At 58.9% G+C, this 16,531-nt stretch carries 12 protein-coding genes and 4 tRNA genes; 12 read left to right on the top strand and 4 right to left on the bottom strand.

Going from position 1 to position 16,531, the window contains the following annotated elements:
* Positions 1-11: 11 nt before the first annotated feature.
* Genes ACM6I5_RS00080 through thiO form a run of 4 tightly spaced genes read left to right on the top strand, consistent with a single transcriptional unit; the run spans position 12 to position 5,135 of the window.
* A complete protein-coding gene (locus ACM6I5_RS00080; protein ID WP_414882972.1) occupies positions 12-491 on the top strand; it encodes a PilX N-terminal domain-containing pilus assembly protein in 480 nt (159 codons plus the stop codon).
* Positions 478-3,567: a pilus assembly protein gene (locus ACM6I5_RS00075; RefSeq protein WP_414882971.1), complete on the top strand. Its 3,090-nt coding sequence runs from the start codon at positions 478-480 to the stop codon at positions 3,565-3,567. Before ACM6I5_RS00080 ends, ACM6I5_RS00075 begins: the two co-directional genes overlap by 14 nt.
* Positions 3,568-3,581: 14 nt before the next feature.
* Positions 3,582-3,980: a type IV pilin protein gene (locus ACM6I5_RS00070; protein WP_017340843.1), complete on the top strand. Its 399-nt coding sequence runs from the start codon at positions 3,582-3,584 to the stop codon at positions 3,978-3,980.
* A gap of 54 nt (positions 3,981-4,034) precedes the next feature.
* Positions 4,035-5,135: a glycine oxidase ThiO gene (thiO, locus tag ACM6I5_RS00065; protein WP_017340842.1), complete on the top strand. Its 1,101-nt coding sequence runs from the start codon at positions 4,035-4,037 to the stop codon at positions 5,133-5,135.
* 19 nt (positions 5,136-5,154) lie between these two features.
* Here the strand turns inward: thiO and ACM6I5_RS00060 are convergent, their stop codons facing one another.
* The 4 genes from ACM6I5_RS00060 to ACM6I5_RS00045 all read right to left on the bottom strand — a co-directional run bounded on the left by ACM6I5_RS00060 (position 5,155) and on the right by ACM6I5_RS00045 (position 9,448).
* The gene (locus ACM6I5_RS00060) at positions 5,155-6,492 is read right to left on the bottom strand and encodes a sigma-54-dependent transcriptional regulator (protein WP_414882970.1); all 1,338 of its coding nucleotides are present in this window, start codon (positions 6,490-6,492) and stop codon (positions 5,155-5,157) included.
* Entirely contained in the window at positions 6,489-8,078 is a 1,590-nt protein-coding gene (locus ACM6I5_RS00055) for a sensor histidine kinase (RefSeq protein ID WP_414878314.1), read from the bottom strand. The genes ACM6I5_RS00060 and ACM6I5_RS00055 overlap by 4 nt, the downstream gene beginning before the upstream one ends.
* The gene (locus tag ACM6I5_RS00050; protein ID WP_414882969.1) at positions 8,068-8,301 is read right to left on the bottom strand and encodes a PP0621 family protein; all 234 of its coding nucleotides are present in this window, start codon (positions 8,299-8,301) and stop codon (positions 8,068-8,070) included. The genes ACM6I5_RS00055 and ACM6I5_RS00050 overlap by 11 nt, the downstream gene beginning before the upstream one ends.
* Positions 8,302-8,425: 124 nt before the next feature.
* Positions 8,426-9,448 carry an outer membrane protein assembly factor BamD gene (locus tag ACM6I5_RS00045; RefSeq protein WP_017340838.1) on the bottom strand — a complete coding sequence of 341 codons (1,023 nt, stop codon included), beginning with the start codon at positions 9,446-9,448 and terminating at the stop codon, positions 8,426-8,428.
* Between the two features lie 151 nt (positions 9,449-9,599).
* On the opposite strand from ACM6I5_RS00045, the gene rluD reads away from it, so the two are divergent.
* The 8 genes from rluD to ACM6I5_RS00005 all read left to right on the top strand — a co-directional run bounded on the left by rluD (position 9,600) and on the right by ACM6I5_RS00005 (position 16,472).
* Positions 9,600-10,562: a 23S rRNA pseudouridine(1911/1915/1917) synthase RluD gene (gene rluD, locus ACM6I5_RS00040; protein ID WP_017340837.1), complete on the top strand. Its 963-nt coding sequence runs from the start codon at positions 9,600-9,602 to the stop codon at positions 10,560-10,562.
* Complete coding sequence (gene pgeF / locus ACM6I5_RS00035; RefSeq protein WP_414882968.1) at positions 10,559-11,284, top strand: peptidoglycan editing factor PgeF; 726 nt, start codon at positions 10,559-10,561, stop codon at positions 11,282-11,284. Before rluD ends, pgeF begins: the two co-directional genes overlap by 4 nt.
* 130 nt (positions 11,285-11,414) lie before the next feature.
* Positions 11,415-13,979 carry an ATP-dependent chaperone ClpB gene (clpB, locus tag ACM6I5_RS00030; protein WP_414878311.1) on the top strand — a complete coding sequence of 855 codons (2,565 nt, stop codon included), beginning with the start codon at positions 11,415-11,417 and terminating at the stop codon, positions 13,977-13,979.
* 300 nt (positions 13,980-14,279) lie between these two features.
* Positions 14,280-14,355, top strand: a tRNA-Asn gene (locus ACM6I5_RS00025).
* 9 nt (positions 14,356-14,364) lie between these two features.
* Positions 14,365-14,441: transfer RNA gene (locus ACM6I5_RS00020), tRNA-Pro, on the top strand.
* A gap of 5 nt (positions 14,442-14,446) precedes the next feature.
* Positions 14,447-14,522, top strand: a tRNA-Lys gene (locus tag ACM6I5_RS00015).
* Positions 14,523-14,617: 95 nt separating this feature from the next.
* A tRNA-Pro gene (locus tag ACM6I5_RS00010) sits at positions 14,618-14,694 on the top strand.
* Positions 14,695-14,846: 152 nt separating this feature from the next.
* A complete protein-coding gene (locus ACM6I5_RS00005) occupies positions 14,847-16,472 on the top strand; it encodes a methyl-accepting chemotaxis protein (protein ID WP_414882967.1) in 1,626 nt (541 codons plus the stop codon).
* The last annotated feature ends 59 nt before the right edge of the window (positions 16,473-16,531 follow it).

Below are 16,531 nucleotides of genomic sequence, written 5' to 3'. Positions count from 1 at the left end.
GGGGAGGGCCGATGAATTTCTCTTCCGTGACCTCTCACACCCAGCGCGGCATGGCGTTGCTGGTCAGCTTGGTGTTCCTACTGTTGCTGACCCTGATCGGCATTTCATCGATGCAGAACGCCACCCTCCAGGAAAAAATGGCCACCAGCGTGACCCTGCGCAATCAGTCGTTCCAGATCGCCGAAGCTGCGTTGCGCATCGGTGAAAGTGCGGTGCAACTGAGTACTTATACGTTGCCGGTTTGCAGCGGCAATCAATGTTTGCCGCCCGCCGAGTCATCGACCGTCACGGCTGCCGGTCTCAATTCCACTTCGGGGGTCACCTGGATCGCCGCCGCCAACGGTTTCTACGGGGTGCAGAACATCGGCACCACGTTGAACGCGGTGAATGTACCGAGCAACACCTCTGCGACGCTTTATCGGGTCACGGCAGTGGCCATCGTCGGCAATAACGTTCGCAGTGTGGTGGAGAGTATTTATGCGAAGTACTGAAAGACGCGCCGGGTGGTGGCGACTGTTGTGTGGCATGTTGTCAGGGCTTTATCTTTCAGCGCCGGCGTATGCATTCACACCCTCCGACTCACCGCTGTTGAGCGCTGCCGCAGTGCCGCCAAACGTGATGTTGTTGATTGATAATTCGGGGAGCATGAACAGCATCATTTATGCCCCGAAATTTGATCCGACAGCCACCAATTGGACACCGGCGAGGGAGTGCAATCTTTTCCTGGGGTCTTGCTTCAGCTCGAATTCACCCGCCATCACCGACGACCTGGTATTTCTTTCAAGCCTCCCGAGATCGGGCTGCTCCAGTGGCTACAACGCGTTCTACAACAACAGTTTCACGCCCTTGTGCATCAAATTGCCCGATCCGGCAGGTAACGGCGATACGCGATACTCCGCTGCCTATATTTCCTACGTCGTCAGCTTGGCCAATGGTCGGAACACCGATTTTTCGACGGCCACCTCAAGCATTCCCACCGAATCTCGTATCAGTGTTGCACGCAGTGTTGCCATCGATCTGGTCAACACCAACCGCACGCTTCGAATGGGGCTGGCGACTTTCAATGGCGTAACCAGTAACAACAGCGGCAACGGCGGCTACATCGCTCTTCCCATCGATGACGTGACCACGGATGCAAAAGCCAAAGCGTTGACTGACTCGATTGGCGCTTTGAGGGCCATTGCGAATACTCCGCTGGCCGAAGCCTATTACGAAGTCACCCGTTACATGCGCGGGATTACACCGTATTACAACGGTACGCCCAGCACCTACAGCAGCCCGATTCAGTATCGTTGCCAGAAAAACTATGGGGTGGTCGTCACCGATGGTTTACCCACGTTTGATCGGACTTTTCCCGGCAATGACCCGCAGGCAATTGCCACCAATGGCCCCCGACTGCCCAATTGGGACAGGATCAGTAACGATGGCGATAATCCCCTGACTGGCGATAAAGAGGGGGACTCCCTTTTTCTGGACGACATTGCCAAATTCGCCTTCGACATCGACATGCGCGGTGCGGGTGTCGATTTGTCGAAAAAAAGCTGGGACTCTCCGGACTTTCAGAAGCAAAACATGAATACCTACACCGTTGGTTTCACGACCGCTAACAAGATGCTGGAAGATGCCGCCACGTATGGGCAGGGCAAGTATTATCAGGCGACCGACAGCGACGAACTCAATACCGCTCTGTCCTCCGCTCTGAGCGAAATCACGTCCAAGGCTGGATCCGGCGGCAGTGGCACCACCAGCAGTTCCATCGTCGGTGTCGGTTCCTCCTACTATCAGACCAGCTACGACCCCAAGGACTGGCGAGGTGCGATCAAGTCCTATGGGATTACCGCCACCGGCTCGGTGAATACCGCAGCGGTGCTCTGGACTACCGACACGGCCATCGTCCCCGGCGCCACCGCGCCCGTTTACCAATCCTGGAACTCTGCGAGCAACGCGCCGATCACTTTGGCCTTCACCAATTTTGCCCCGGCGCAGCAGACGCTGCTGGGCCAGAGCCTGCCCACCGGTATCACCGGCGCCGATCTGGTGGAGTGGAGCAAAGGCACCAACAAAACCGGCTTGAAAGTGCGCAGTGTGCTGCTCGGCGATATCATCAACTCGCCACTGGTGCTGGCCTCGCCGACGGAAAAAACCGCGTCCGACCTGACGGGCGACACCAGCTACAGCACCTATCTGGCTACAAAAGCCATCAACATGAAAAGTAGCCTGGTGGTCAACGGCAATGACGGTTTTGTCAGTGTCATCGACAACGGTAACGGTGCCAGGCGCTATGCCTACATGCCTTCCAGTGTCTTGCCATCGCTGCGCTATATCGCCGATACCGCTTACATCAACGGCGTCAGCCACAAGTTTCTGGTCGACGGTCAGGTCGGCGTGTTCGATGCGCAACTCAATAACGCCTGGAAAACCCTGGCGCTCGGCGGGACCGGGGCGGGTGGCAAGACTTTTTACGCGCTGCAGTTGTTCGACGCGTCGCCCAGTAACGTGATCAAGGCGTTGTGGGAAATCAGTGCTCCCGCGACTGCAGATCCGGCGAATGTTTTCAATGATCTGGGTTATGCCTACGCCCGTCCGGAAGTGGCACGCTTGTCGAATGGGCGGTGGGCAGCGTTCATCTCCAACGGCTATGGCAGCAACTCGGGCGTGGCAGCGTTGTACGTGGTGGATGTCCTCGATGGGTCGCTGATCAAGAAAATCGTGGTCGACAGTACGGAAACGACCAACGGCTTGTCGTCGGTGAAGCTCAAGGTCAACTCGCAGAATGTGGTGCAGGCCGCCTATGGTGGCGACCTGAAAGGAAGGCTGTGGAAATTTGATTTAAGCGGCGCCAGCACGGACACCTGGGGCGTAGCGTTTTCCGGCAAGCCGCTGTTCACCGCAGCAGGTGGTGCCACGCAGCCGATCACCGCGCAGCCATTGCTGGCGGACAACTCCCTGGGCGGCAAAGTGGTGTTTTTCGGCACCGGCAAATTCAACGAGACCATCGACAAGACGAACAAGGATTTGCAGGCGTTTTATGCGGTGTGGGATGCGGAGGGCGGTTCCGGGCAGATCACCACGGCCAGTTTGCAGATCCAGTCGGTGACGGGCGTGTTCTCGGGAAGCTCGGGACAGTTCATCACTACCAGCCAGAGCGAAGTGACTTATCCGTCGGAGAAGGGCTGGTACTTGCCTCTGGTCTATAACAGTGTATTGACCGGTGAGCGGGTGATCAATCAGGCGTCTCTGGTGCTGGGGCGAATCGTATTTACCACCGCCAACGTCGACACCACGGACCCTTGCGCCAGTTTCGGCACCGGCAAACTGGTCGAACTGGATGCGTTCAGCGGTAAGATGCTCAACTACGCGGTACTCGACACCAACGGCGACGGGTTAGTCGACAGCAACGATGTGTTGTCCAGTGGTGTGATCTCTACGGGCGGTATTCCGATGTTGAACGCCATCGTCAACGGTGGAACTGGTAAGTTCTTGGGTGATACCAGTGGTGCGGTGGTCAGGCTTGTTGAAAAAGGCGGCGGCGGCAGCCGTCGCATCATGTGGCGACAAATTCAGTAAGTGAGAGTTGAGGCATGCGCAGATCCAACCGAGGTTTTACCCTGATCGAAATCATGATCGTGATTGCGATCATCGGGATCGTCATCACCATTGGCTACCCGAGCCTCACCGAATACGTGAAAAAGGGGCGTCGGGCTGAAGTGGCGGGTCTGCTCTCCGAGCAGGCGCAAATTCTCGAACGGTTTTACTCGAAGAGTAATGTCTACACCGGTGCCACCGGCCTGAGCACCGGCAATGACTATTACACGATCACCCCGACCCTGACCGACCAGACCTTCCTGCTGACCGCGACACGCAAGGCCGGCAGCATGGCCACTGACAAGTGTGGCGACTTCACTATCACCAACACCGGTGTCAGAAGCATGGTCGGAGCAAAGACCGGGCTGACCACCAAGGATTGCTGGGGACGCTGAGTTTCTTTCGGGCGCCTTTTGCGCCCTCTGTCTACTTAAGGTTTGGATCGGAACATGACCATGCAACAGCAAGTGGTGATTGTCGGCGGCGGTGTGATTGGCTTGATGACGGCGTTCAATCTCGCGTCCGAAGTGCAGAGCGTTGTGCTACTGGACCGTTCGAATGTCGGTCAGGAATCGTCCTGGGCGGGCGGAGGCATCGTTTCCCCGCTTTACCCATGGCGCTACAGTCCGGCGGTCACCGCGCTGGCCCATTGGTCCCAGGATTTTTATCCACAGCTGGGCGAGCGGCTGTTTGCCGCGACCGGGGTTGATCCCGAGGTTCACACCACCGGTCTGTACTGGCTGGATCTGGATGATGAGGCCGAGGCGCTCGCCTGGGCCGAGCGGGAAAACCGTCCGCTGCGGGCTGTGGATATCTCGGCGGCGCACGATGCCGTGCCGGTACTGGGCGCCGGTTTCTCTCGGGCGATCTACATGGCCGACGTGGCCAATGTGCGCAATCCGCGGCTGGTGAAATCCCTCAAGGCTGCCCTGCTGGCGCTGCCGAACGTGACGATTCACGAGCAGTGCGAGGTCAGCGGGTTTATTCGTGAAGGCGATCACGTCGTCGGCGTGCAGACTTCGACGGGGGCCATCCACGGTGATCAAGTGGTGCTGACGGCTGGCGCCTGGAGTGGTGATTTGCTCAAAAGCCTGGGGCTGGAGCTGCCGGTCGAGCCTGTGAAAGGGCAGATGATTCTGTACAAGTGCGCGGCGGACTTCCTGCCGAGCATGGTGTTGGCCAAGGGGCGTTACGCGATTCCTCGCCGGGATGGCCACATTCTGATTGGCAGTACGCTGGAGCATGAAGGCTTCGACAAGACACCGACCGCGTCTGCGCTGGAGAGCCTGAAGGCTTCTGCGGTGGAGCTGATTCCAGCGCTGGCGGAGGCGGAGGTGGTCGGGCACTGGGCCGGGCTGCGACCGGGTTCGCCGGAGGGGATTCCCTACATCGGCCGGGTGCCGGGGTTCGATGGGTTATGGCTCAACTGCGGGCATTACCGCAACGGGCTGGTGCTGGCGCCGGCGTCGTGCCAGTTGTTTGTGGATGTGATGCTGGGCAGGGCGCCGATCATTGATCCGGCGCCGTATGCGCCAGCCGGGCGGATCTGACAGCAGATCAAAAGATCCCTCAATCCAACCCGAATTTCTTCAGCCTGTAACGCATCGACCGAAACGACAAATTCAACCGCTGAGCCGCCGCCGTGCGGTTCCAGCGGGTTTCCTCCAGGGCCTGGAGGATGAGTTTACGTTCGACGTTATCCAGATAGACCTCCAGATTGTCGATCTGCGTCAGGTCCTGCACCCCACTGTCTGCGGTGCAGTTGCCTTCGGCCAGTCGCAGGTCGCTGGCTTCGATCTGCTTGTTTTCGCACAAAGTGTGAGCCCGTTCGAGCATGTTCTCCAGCTCGCGCACGTTGCCCGGAAAACGATAGTTTTTCAGCGCTTCAAGGGCTTGCGGTTGGAGTTTCGTGGCGGGCTCGCCGGCGCGGGCTGCCAGACGCATGAGAACATTGCTGGCCAACGCTTCGATGTCGTCGCGGCGTTCGCGCAAGGGCGGAACACGTAGTTCGATGACGTTGAGCCGGTAGTACAAATCCTGGCGAAAGCGTTCGGCGGCGACTTCGGCGGCGAGGTCTTTGTGAGTGGCGCAGAGGATGCGCACATCGACCACGGTTTCCTGTTGCCCGCCCACGCTGCGAACGGCTTTTTCCTGAATCGCCCGCAACAGTTTCACTTGCATCGCCAGCGGCAAATCAGCCACTTCGTCGAGGAACAGCGTGCCGCCATGGGCTGCCTGGAACAGTCCGGGTTTGTCTTCGATGGCGCCGCTGAAGCTGCCTTTGCGATGCCCGAAAAATTCGCTCTCCATCAGCTCCGACGGGATTGCCCCGCAGTTCACCGGGATAAACGGCTGGTTGGCGCGTGACCCTTGTTCATGGATCAGCCGGGCGACCAACTCCTTGCCGCTGCCGGACTCGCCGCTGATGTACACCGGCGCCTGACTGCGGGCCAGCTTGTCGATCTGTTTACGCAAATTGCGCATGGGCAACGAGTCGCCCAGCAAACGACGATCGACGGTGGCGCCTGGCGCGGGCATACGCAGTGCACTGGTGACCAGTTCGCGCAGGCAGGCGAGGTCCACCGGTTTGGTCAGGAAGTCGAAAGCACCAGCCTTGAGCGCGTTGATCGCCGTTTCCAGGTTGCCATAAGCGGTGATCATGGCAACCGGCAGTTGGGGATAGCGTTGCTGAATGTGTTGCACCAGCTCAAGGCCGGTGCCGTCCGGAAGACGCATGTCGGTCAGGCACAGATCGAATGTTTCACGCTTCAACAAGGTCTGGGCTTCGCCAAGGTTGCGGGCGCTGAACGTGTCGAGTTTCATTCGTCCCAGGGTGATTTCCAGGAGTTCGCGGATATCCGGTTCGTCGTCGACGATCAGGACTTTTTGCTGTGGGCTGGTGTTCAACTCTGTTTCCGTCCGTGAGCAAAGGTGATGCGAAAGCAGCCGCCGCCTTGGCGTGGCTTGAAGTCTAGGCGGGCCTGGTTGCTTTCGCACAGTTCACGGGACAGATAAAGCCCCAGACCTGTGCCTTGGGCGCTGGTGGTGAAAAACGGTTCGAACAGATGCACTTGCTGATCCGGCGCCACACCGGCGCCATCGTCCAACACTTCGATGATGGGCAACTGGGTGTCGGGGTCGATGAACAGATCAAGCCAGACCTGCGCCTGATCATGGGTTTGAGCGCTGTGGCGCCAGGCATTGCGCAGCAGGTTGTCGAGAATCTGGGTCAACTGGTTCGGGTCCATCAGTGTTTTGAAGTCGCCCGAGCCGATATGCAGATGAATTTTTTGGCGGTCGAGCGCGCCTTCGCGACTTTCTGCAACGAATTGTTCCAGCCACGGCTTCAGATCGAGCCGTTGCGGCGCGGTTTGTTGGCGGCGGGACAGTTGCAGGACGTTTTCGATAACCCGATTCATACGCTGAGAGTGATCTTGAATAATCTGGGTCAGACGTCGGTCCGCGCCGTTCAGTTCCTCGGATTCCCGCAATAGCTGGGCGGCATGACTAATGGCGCCCAGCGGATTGCGTATTTCGTGGGCGATACCGGCAGTCAGGCGGCCAAGGGCGGCGAGCTTCAGTTGTTGAGCCTGTTGGGCGATTTGCGCGAGGTCTTCGAGAAACACCAGGGTCTGGTGGTGCGGGCTTTGGTCCAGCGCAATGAAGCTCGGTTGCAGTTCCAGGCCGCTGCTGGTGATTTTCAGGCTTTGGGGGCGCAGCGTCGGGTTATTCCGCCACAGTTGCAGGCGCTCGACGAGAGCGGGTGAGCAGTCATCGATCCTTCGGCCTTCGAGGTTGTCCCGGCCCAGCAGGGCCTGGGCGCTGTGATTGGCCAGTTGCACTCGCCGCTGTTCGTCGAGCACCAGGATGCCGGTGCGCATGCGCTGCAGGATCAACGCATTGAGGGCTTCCAGGCCCACGACTTCACTGGCCCGTTGCTCGGCGAGGGTTTCGCTGACTTCCACCCGCTGGATCAGCCCTTGCACCAGCAATGCCGCGGCAAAACACAGCGCACCGAGCGTACCGACTTGCAGGTAATCGTTAGGGGTGGCGGGATGGCTGAAGCTCAGCAGAAAACTCAGCCCGACGATGCCGAGTGCGCCGACGGCGGCAATCAGCAGGCCGATACGACTTCGCAACAAGGCATTGCTGATGGCCACCGAGACGATCAGCAGGTTGCCAATGGCGCTGGCGACACCACCGGCGGCATAGAACAGGCCGCACAGCAGCAGGACATCGATCAACGCCAGGCTGAACAGTTGTGCCGGACGGCGGGTGTTCTCAAGGAAGACCACCAGCAGAATGTTCAGGACCAGATACAACCAGCTGCCACTGCGCAACAGGTCGTCATTGGAATAGGTCAGCAACTGGTTGTCGAGGTTGCTGGAGATCAGCAGCACCAGGGTGATGCCGACACTTAAACGGTAGAGATGATAAAGGCGCAGCAGTCGCTGGGCCTGTTTGCTGCCGGGACTGGACGTCTCAGCGATCACGGGTGCTGGGGCCTTGCTCAAGGTGAGCCTGGCTGCAATACCATTGTTGTTGAAGGCTCAGCGCGCGGTCGCGAGGCAGGTGGACGCCACAATGGGCGCAGCGGACCATGGGCGCTGCTTCCAGTTCGGCAGAGGACTTGGGCACAGAGGGTTGAGCCTTGAACTTGCGCCAGAACCATACCGCAACGGCAATCAGGGCGATCCAGAACAATAGACGAAGCATGGTGAGCTGCTTTATGACGAGTGATTCTGCAGTTTAGCCAAGGACATGACGGGCGCACAGCGTAATAAATCGCGGAAATAAAAAGGGAGACTCAAGCGTCTCCCTTTTTGCACAACCCGGTGTGTCAGTCGAACATGCCGAAGGTCATGTAGCTGAACCACGAGCGGTCGCTGTTGTTGGCTTCGGACTCGTGTTCCTCTTCTTCGATCACGTCGCCATTTTCATCTTTAGGCTTGAGATCGTTCGGAATCGCGTCCTTGGCGTCCTGGAATTGCTTCTGTACGTCCTGGTTGGCGCGGGTTTCGCCCGGCGGCAGCGGTGGACGGGACTCGATCAGGCCCAGGGTGGCCTTGCTCAGCCACGAACGGTTGTCGGCTTCATCTACCGTCGGCACGAACTGACCGTCCACCAGGGTTGGATGGTTCGGGTAGTTGAGCTTGAGTGTTTCGAGGCTGGTGGCCGCCAGGTCGTCCAGGTGCAGACGCTGGTAGGCTTCGGTCATGATCGCCAGGCCGTCACCGACCGATGGGGTTTCCTGGAAGTTTTCCACGACGTAACGGCCACGGTTCGCGGCAGCGACATAGGCCTGACGGGTCAGGTAGTAGTCGGCGACGTGAATCTCGTAGGCTGCCAGCAGGTTGCGCAGGTAAATCATGCGCTGCTTGGCGTCCGGCGAGTAGCGGCTGTTCGGGAAGCGGCTGGTCAGCTGGGCGAACTCGTTGTAGGAGTCACGCGCAGCGCCCGGGTCACGCTTGGTCATGTCCAGCGGCAGGAAACGCGACAGCAGGCCGACGTCCTGGTCGAAAGAGGTCAGACCCTTGAGGTAATAGGCGTAATCCACGTTCGGATGCTGTGGGTGCAAACGAATGAAACGCTCGGCGGCAGACTTCGCAGCCTCAGGCTCGGTGTTCTTGTAGTTGGCGTAGATGAGCTCGAGTTGAGCCTGATCGGCGTAGCGACCGAACGGATAACGCGACTCCAGCGCCTTCAGCTTGGCTGTGGCGGCGGTGTAGCTATTGTTGTCCAGATCGCGCTGTGCCTGCTGGTACAGCTCGACTTCGCTCAGGTTTTCGTCTACGACTTCCTTCGATGAGCAAGCAGCGGTCAATGCGAGGATGGCGATCAGCAGCAGGTGTTTCACTTGCATGGCGGCTTGCGTCCCTATGACGGCCGCTGTCTTGGGCGGGGCCGTCCTGTTATGATGAGCGCCCCGTTGAATAGCCTCGGGGCAAAAGACGCCGTATTTAACCACAAGCGCGCAGCCGAAACCAAAGGCTGTGCCGACGCCTAGTCCGAGCATGTCCGATAAAATTGAACTTCGCGCAGAGGTGCCGTCCGAATTGGGCGGCCAACGCCTCGATCAAGTCGCCGCACAATTATTCGCTGAGCACTCGCGCTCGCGCCTTTCCGCCTGGATCAAAGACGGCCGCCTGACTGTGGATGGGGCGGTAATCCGCCCGCGAGACATCGTTCACGGTGGCGCCATTCTTGAGCTGACTGCCGAGCAGGAAGCTCAGGGCGAATGGATCGCTCAGGACATCGAGCTGGACATCGTCTATGAAGATGACGACATCCTCGTGATCAACAAGCCTGCGGGCCTGGTGGTGCATCCTGCCGCCGGCCACGCTGATGGCACCTTGCTCAACGCCTTGCTGCACCACGTGCCGGACATCGTCAATGTGCCCCGCGCCGGTATCGTGCATCGCCTGGACAAGGACACCACCGGTCTGATGGTTGTGGCCAAGACCATTCAGGCGCAGACGCAGCTGGTTACACAGTTGCAGAGCCGCAGCGTCAGCCGGATCTACGAGTGCATCGTGATCGGCGTGGTGACGGCGGGCGGCAAGATCAATGCGCCGATTGGCCGTCACGGCCAGCAACGCCAGCGCATGGCCGTGATGGAAGGTGGCAAGCAAGCCGTCAGCCATTACCGCGTGCTCGAGCGTTTCCGCTCCCACACTCACGTGCGGGTGAAGCTGGAAACCGGTCGTACGCACCAGATTCGGGTGCACATGTCCTACATCAACTTCCCGTTGGTCGGAGATCCTGCCTACGGCGGTCGTTTCCGAATCCCGCCAGCCGCCAGCCAGACTATGGTCGATTCCTTGAAGACGTTCCCGCGCCAGGCGCTGCATGCGCGGTTCCTGGAGCTGGATCACCCGACCACTGGTGTACGCATGAGCTGGGAATCGCCGCTGCCGGACGACTTCGTCTGGTTGCTGACCCTGCTCAAGCAAGACCGCGAGGCGTTCATCGGATGAGTGACTGGCTGATTCCCGACTGGCCTGCGCCTGCCGGGGTGAAAGCCTGTGTGACCACCCGTGCGGGCGGCGTCAGTCTGGCGCCGTTCGACAGCCTCAACCTCGGCGATCACGTCGACGACAGCCCCGACGCTGTTGCCGAGAATCGCCGTCGCCTCACCGATCATTTCTCTATTCAGCCGGCCTGGTTAAAGCAGGTTCACGGCATTGTCGTGGCTCACGCGGACCCAGGCGTTGTGGCAACTGCCGATGCCAGCTGGACGGCGACGCCCGGCATTGCCTGCGCGGCGATGACGGCGGATTGCCTGCCAGCATTGTTCTGCGACCGTGCCGGCACTCGTGTCGCAGCCGCCCATGCCGGTTGGCGCGGGCTGGCGGCGGGTGTGCTCGAAGCGACGCTCGACACGCTGGCCTTGCCGTCGGAAGAAGTGCTCGTCTGGCTCGGTCCGGCCATTGGTCCTCAAGCCTTTGAAGTCGGCCCGGAAGTGCGCGAAACCTTCGTCGAGCAACTGCCTGAAGCCGCCAAAGCCTTTGTGCCCAGTGCAAATGCCGGCAAGTTCATGGCCGATATCTACGAACTGGCGCGCTTGCGTCTGGCTGTTCGCGGCGTTACCGCTGTTTATGGCGGTGGTTTCTGCACCGTGACCGATCCGCGCTTCTTTTCTTACCGCCGCAGTCCACGCACTGGTCGGTTTGCCTCCCTTGTCTGGCTGGAACGCTAGACTTCTCTGATCTACATCAACTGTACGACGCTTGAAACTCCCAGAATCGACCGCATCTATAACGGTATCTGGCAGGTTTCTTCATTCAGGATGTTTTATAGGTCCGGCCTGCTCAAAAGGAAGGTGACCCATGCGTATCGATCGTTTAACCAGCAAATTACAGTTAGCTCTATCCGACGCCCAATCGCTGGCCGTCGGTCTTGACCATCCCGGCATTGAACCGGCGCACTTGATGCAAGCCATGCTTGAGCAGCAGGGCGGCTCGATCAAGCCCCTGCTGATGCAGGTCGGTTTCGACGTCAACAGCCTGCGCAAAGAGCTGACCAAACAGCTCGATCAGCTGCCAAAAATCCAGAACCCCACCGGCGACGTCAACATGTCGCAGGATCTGGCGCGCCTGCTCAACCAGGCCGATCGCCTGGCCCAGCAGAAGGGCGATCAATTTATTTCCAGTGAGTTGGTGTTGCTCGCCGCCATGGACGAGAACAGCAAGCTCGGCAAATTATTGCTCGGCCAGGGTGTGAGCAAGAAAGCCCTGGAGAACGCGATCAACAACCTGCGCGGCGGTGAGGCGGTCAACGACGCCAACCACGAGGAGTCGCGTCAGGCGCTGGATAAATACACCGTCGACCTGACCAAACGCGCCGAAGAAGGCAAGCTCGATCCGGTGATCGGCCGTGACGACGAAATTCGCCGGACCATTCAGGTGCTGCAACGCCGCACCAAAAACAACCCGGTATTGATCGGTGAACCTGGCGTGGGTAAAACCGCCATCGCCGAAGGCCTGGCCCAGCGGATCATCAACGGCGAAGTGCCGGACGGCCTGAAAGGCAAGCGCCTGCTTTCCCTCGATATGGGCGCACTGATTGCCGGTGCCAAGTACCGTGGCGAGTTCGAAGAACGCCTGAAATCCCTGCTCAACGAACTGTCGAAGCAGGAAGGGCAGATCATTCTGTTCATCGACGAACTGCACACCATGGTCGGCGCCGGTAAAGGCGAAGGCTCAATGGATGCGGGCAACATGCTCAAGCCTGCATTGGCCCGTGGTGAATTGCACTGCGTCGGCGCAACCACGCTCAATGAATACCGCCAATATATAGAGAAGGACGCGGCCCTCGAGCGGCGCTTCCAGAAAGTGTTGGTGGATGAGCCGAGCGAAGAAGACACCATCGCCATTCTGCGTGGCCTCAAAGAACGCTATGAAGTTCACCATAAAGTGGCGATTACCGACGGCGCGATCATCGCCGCGGCCAAGCTCAGTCATCGCTACATTACCGACCGTCAGTTGCCGGACAAGGCGATCGACCTGATCGACGAAGCCGCCAGCCGCATTCGCATGGAGATCGACTCCAAGCCGGAGGTGCTGGACCGTCTGGAGCGTCGTCTGATTCAGTTGAAGGTGGAGTCCCAGGCGCTGAAGAAAGAGAGCGACGAAGCGGCGATCAAGCGTCTGGAAAAGCTCCAGGAAGAAATCGTCCGTCTCGAGCGTGAGTATTCGGACCTCGAAGAAATCTGGAACTCGGAAAAAGCCGAGGTTCAGGGTTCTGCGCAGATCCAGCAGAAAATCGAACAGTCCCGTCAGGAACTGGAAGCTGCGCGCCGTAAAGGCGACCTGAACCGCATGGCCGAGCTGCAATACGGGGTGATCCCGGACCTGGAGCGCAGCCTGCAAATGGTCGACCAGCATGGCAAAAGCGAAAACCAGTTGCTGCGCAGCAAGGTGACCGAGGAAGAAATCGCCGAAGTCGTGTCGAAGTGGACCGGCATCCCCGTGTCGAAAATGCTCGAAGGCGAGCGCGACAAGCTGATGAAGATGGAAAGCCTGTTGCACCAGCGTGTGATCGGCCAGGACGAAGCGGTGATCGCGGTATCCAACGCGGTGCGGCGTTCGCGGGCCGGGTTGTCCGACCCGAATCGTCCAAGCGGTTCGTTCATGTTCCTCGGCCCGACCGGTGTCGGTAAAACCGAGCTGTGCAAGGCGTTGGCCGAGTTCCTCTTTGATACCGAAGAGGCGATGGTGCGGATCGACATGTCCGAGTTCATGGAGAAACATTCCGTGGCTCGACTGATTGGTGCGCCACCAGGCTACGTGGGCTATGAAGAGGGCGGTTACCTGACCGAGGCGGTGCGTCGCAAGCCTTATTCGGTGATCCTGCTGGATGAGGTCGAGAAGGCCCACCCGGACGTCTTCAATATCCTGCTGCAAGTGCTGGAAGATGGCCGCCTGACGGACAGCCATGGCCGCACGGTGGATTTCAAGAACACCGTGATTGTCATGACCTCCAACCTGGGCTCGGTACAGATCCAGGAACTGGTCGGTGATCGTGAGGCGCAGCGCGCAGCGGTGATGGATGCGATTTCCACGCACTTCCGGCCGGAGTTCATCAACCGGGTCGACGAAGTGGTGATCTTCGAGCCATTGGCACGGGATCAGATCGCGGGCATTACCGAGATCCAGTTGAGTCGTCTGCGCAGTCGCCTGACTGAGCGGGAACTGAAGCTGGAGCTCAGCCCTGAGGCCATGGACAAGCTGATCGCGGTTGGCTACGACCCGGTGTATGGCGCACGGCCGCTCAAGCGAGCGATTCAGCGCTGGATCGAAAACCCGCTGGCGCAGCTCATTCTGTCGGGTCGTTTCATGCCCGGCGATACCGCCAAAGGCATTGTGGAAAACGACGAGATCGTCTTCGCCTGACCCACGCCGGCAACAAAATTGAAGAGGCCTCGCATTGCGAGGCCTTTTTTTCGTCAGGTTGTTGAACTGAAAGGAAAAGGCTTGTAAAGTGCGCCCCGCAGTAAGTCGCCCTGAAGGGTTCCCGCTCCCCAAGCAGGAATCTGAAATAAGTTGCAAATCATTAACTTGAAAGCAATTTAGGGGGTTGACAGAGGTGCTTAAGATTGTAGAATAGCGCGCCTCAGACACACGAACGCAGCGATGCGAACGGGTCGAAGAGAACGCAGTAAAGCTTCACCGTTGTAAATTGAAATATGTAGTTCCGTGATAGCTCAGTCGGTAGAGCAAATGACTGTTAATCATTGGGTCCCAGGTTCGAGTCCTGGTCACGGAGCCAATTTCAAACCGGGGTATAGCGCAGTCCGGTAGCGCGCCTGCTTTGGGAGCAGGATGTCAGGAGTTCGAATCCCCTTACCCCGACCATTTTTGGGTCGTTAGCTCAGTTGGTAGAGCAGTTGGCTTTTAACCAATTGGTCGTAGGTTCGAATCCCACACGACCCACCATTTTTGAAACCAGTTAGCGCTGGAATCGAATCTTAAGATCAGACGCCAAAAGCTCTGTTCGCAGAAGGCGCCTTTCAAAGGTGCCTTTTTTTTACCGGGGTATAGCGCAGTCCGGTAGCGCGCCTGCTTTGGGAGCAGGATGTCAGGAGTTCGAATCCCCTTACCCCGACCATATTAAAAATCCTCGTATCGAAAGATACGGGGATTTTTTTTGTCTTCGAAAAAGCCGAATCCTATCAAGTCGTCGTACAACTAGCCGATAACGAGCTGTCGGGGCGCAAACGCGGCCCCCCATTCAAGCCAACAACAAGAAAGGCGCTCGTTATGTTTCTTCGTCAGCTGAATATTGCCCCCCGTGCCGCGCTGGGTTTTGCCTTGATCGCTGTGTTGGTGGCGTTGCTCGGGGTGTTTGCCCTGGGGCAAATGGCGAGCATTCGCGAGAGCGAGGTGGCCGTGGAGAAGCAGTGGCTCCCCAGCATTCGCGGGGGTGACGAGATCCGCGAACTGATGTTGCGTATCCGCACCATTTCCTTGCGCATGGCGCTGGATCAGGACCCAAAGAACATTCCGACCTACCGCGGTCAGATGGACACTCGCGACAAGGAATTGAGCGAGAAGATCGCGGTCTATGACCAGTTGGTCAACACCGCCGAAGGCCAGGCCTTGTATGACCAGTTCAAAACCACCTTTGCGGCCTATCGCACCGGCATTGCCCAGTCGTTCACTCTCGCAGAGCAGGGGCGTCGTGACGAATTGACCAGGCTGCTGCTGGTTGACATGAAAACCGTGGTCGATGGCTCCGGCAAACAACTCAGTGATCTGGCGGACCTGTTCGCCAAACAGGTCGCCGCTGAGAGCCAGAAATCCGCAGCGCACTACGAAACGTCGCGGACCATCGTCAGCCTGTTCATCGCCTTCGCGGCGCTGGCCACTGTCGGCCTGGCCATGTTGCTGACCCGCAGCATCGTCCGCCCCCTGAACGAAGCCCTGACGGCTGCCGAGAGCGTGGCGCAGGGCGATCTGACCCGGCCGATAGCAACCCATGGCAACGACGAAGTGACTCGTTTGCTCAAGGCACTGGCGACCATGCAGCAGAACCTGCGAGAAACCTTGCAAGCCATCAGCGGTTCAGCGACTCAGCTGGCCACGGCGGCGGATGAATTGAATGCTGTCACTCTCGACAGCACCCAAGGCCTGCAACAGCAGAACAACGAAATTGAGCAGGCCGCCACGGCGGTCAACGAAATGACCTCGGCCGTGGAAGAAGTGGCGCGCAACGCCGTGTCGACTTCTGATGCTACCCGCCAATCCAGCGAGTCGGCGCAATTGGGGCAGGAGCGGGTCAGCGAAACCGCCAGCGCGATCAGCGCCTTGGCCAAGGATGTGCAGCACACCGGTGAGTTGGTGCAGTCGCTGGCCAATCAGTCCCAGGACATTGGCAAAGTGCTGGATGTCATTCGGGCCATCGCCGAGCAAACCAATCTGTTGGCGCTCAACGCCGCCATTGAAGCGGCGCGCGCGGGTGAAAGTGGGCGCGGTTTTGCGGTGGTAGCCGATGAAGTGCGTGCATTGGCGCATCGTACGCAGCAATCGACTCAGGAAATCGAGCAAATGGTTCAGGGCATGCGCAACGGTTCCAACCTGGCGCTGGACTCCATGAATGCCAGTGCTTCCCGTGCCACGAGTACGCTGGTGTTGGCTGAACGGGCCGGTGACGCATTGCAGACCATCACGGCCTCGGTCCACGAGATTCACGAGCGCAATCTGGTGATCGCCAGTGCTGCGGAAGAACAGGCTCAAGTCGCTCGGGAAGTGGATCGCAATCTGGTGAATATCCGTGATCTGTCGGTGCGTTCCGCCTCCGGTGCGGATCAGACCAGTGCTTCCAGTCATGAGTTGTCGAAGTTGGCCAATGCTCTGCAGGGCATGGTGCAGCGCTTTCGGGTGTAAATCCGCCAGACAAAAAAGCCGCGTTTCTCGATCGAGAAACGCGGCTTTTTTTTCTGGGA

It is taken from the genome of Pseudomonas sp. IT-P171 (assembly GCF_949767765.1).
Lineage (GTDB): Bacteria > Pseudomonadota > Gammaproteobacteria > Pseudomonadales > Pseudomonadaceae > Aquipseudomonas > Aquipseudomonas fluorescens_B.
Note: the sequence above shows the minus strand (reverse complement) of the source record. Positions and strands in the feature narration are given on the sequence as shown.

Coding starts and splice junctions, on each gene's coding strand:
- ACM6I5_RS00045 (WP_017340838.1), bottom strand. CDS start 9,448: ATGCAAGTGAAACACCTGCTGCTGATCGCCATCCTCGCATTGACCGCT.
- pgeF (WP_414882968.1), top strand. CDS start 10,559: ATGAGTGACTGGCTGATTCCCGACTGGCCTGCGCCTGCCGGGGTGAAA.
- thiO (WP_017340842.1), top strand. CDS start 4,035: ATGACCATGCAACAGCAAGTGGTGATTGTCGGCGGCGGTGTGATTGGC.
- ACM6I5_RS00005 (WP_414882967.1), top strand. CDS start 14,847: ATGTTTCTTCGTCAGCTGAATATTGCCCCCCGTGCCGCGCTGGGTTTT.
- ACM6I5_RS00080 (WP_414882972.1), top strand. CDS start 12: ATGAATTTCTCTTCCGTGACCTCTCACACCCAGCGCGGCATGGCGTTG.
- clpB (WP_414878311.1), top strand. CDS start 11,415: ATGCGTATCGATCGTTTAACCAGCAAATTACAGTTAGCTCTATCCGAC.
- ACM6I5_RS00050 (WP_414882969.1), bottom strand. CDS start 8,301: ATGCTTCGTCTATTGTTCTGGATCGCCCTGATTGCCGTTGCGGTATGG.
- rluD (WP_017340837.1), top strand. CDS start 9,600: ATGTCCGATAAAATTGAACTTCGCGCAGAGGTGCCGTCCGAATTGGGC.
- ACM6I5_RS00075 (WP_414882971.1), top strand. CDS start 478: ATGCGAAGTACTGAAAGACGCGCCGGGTGGTGGCGACTGTTGTGTGGC.
- ACM6I5_RS00070 (WP_017340843.1), top strand. CDS start 3,582: ATGCGCAGATCCAACCGAGGTTTTACCCTGATCGAAATCATGATCGTG.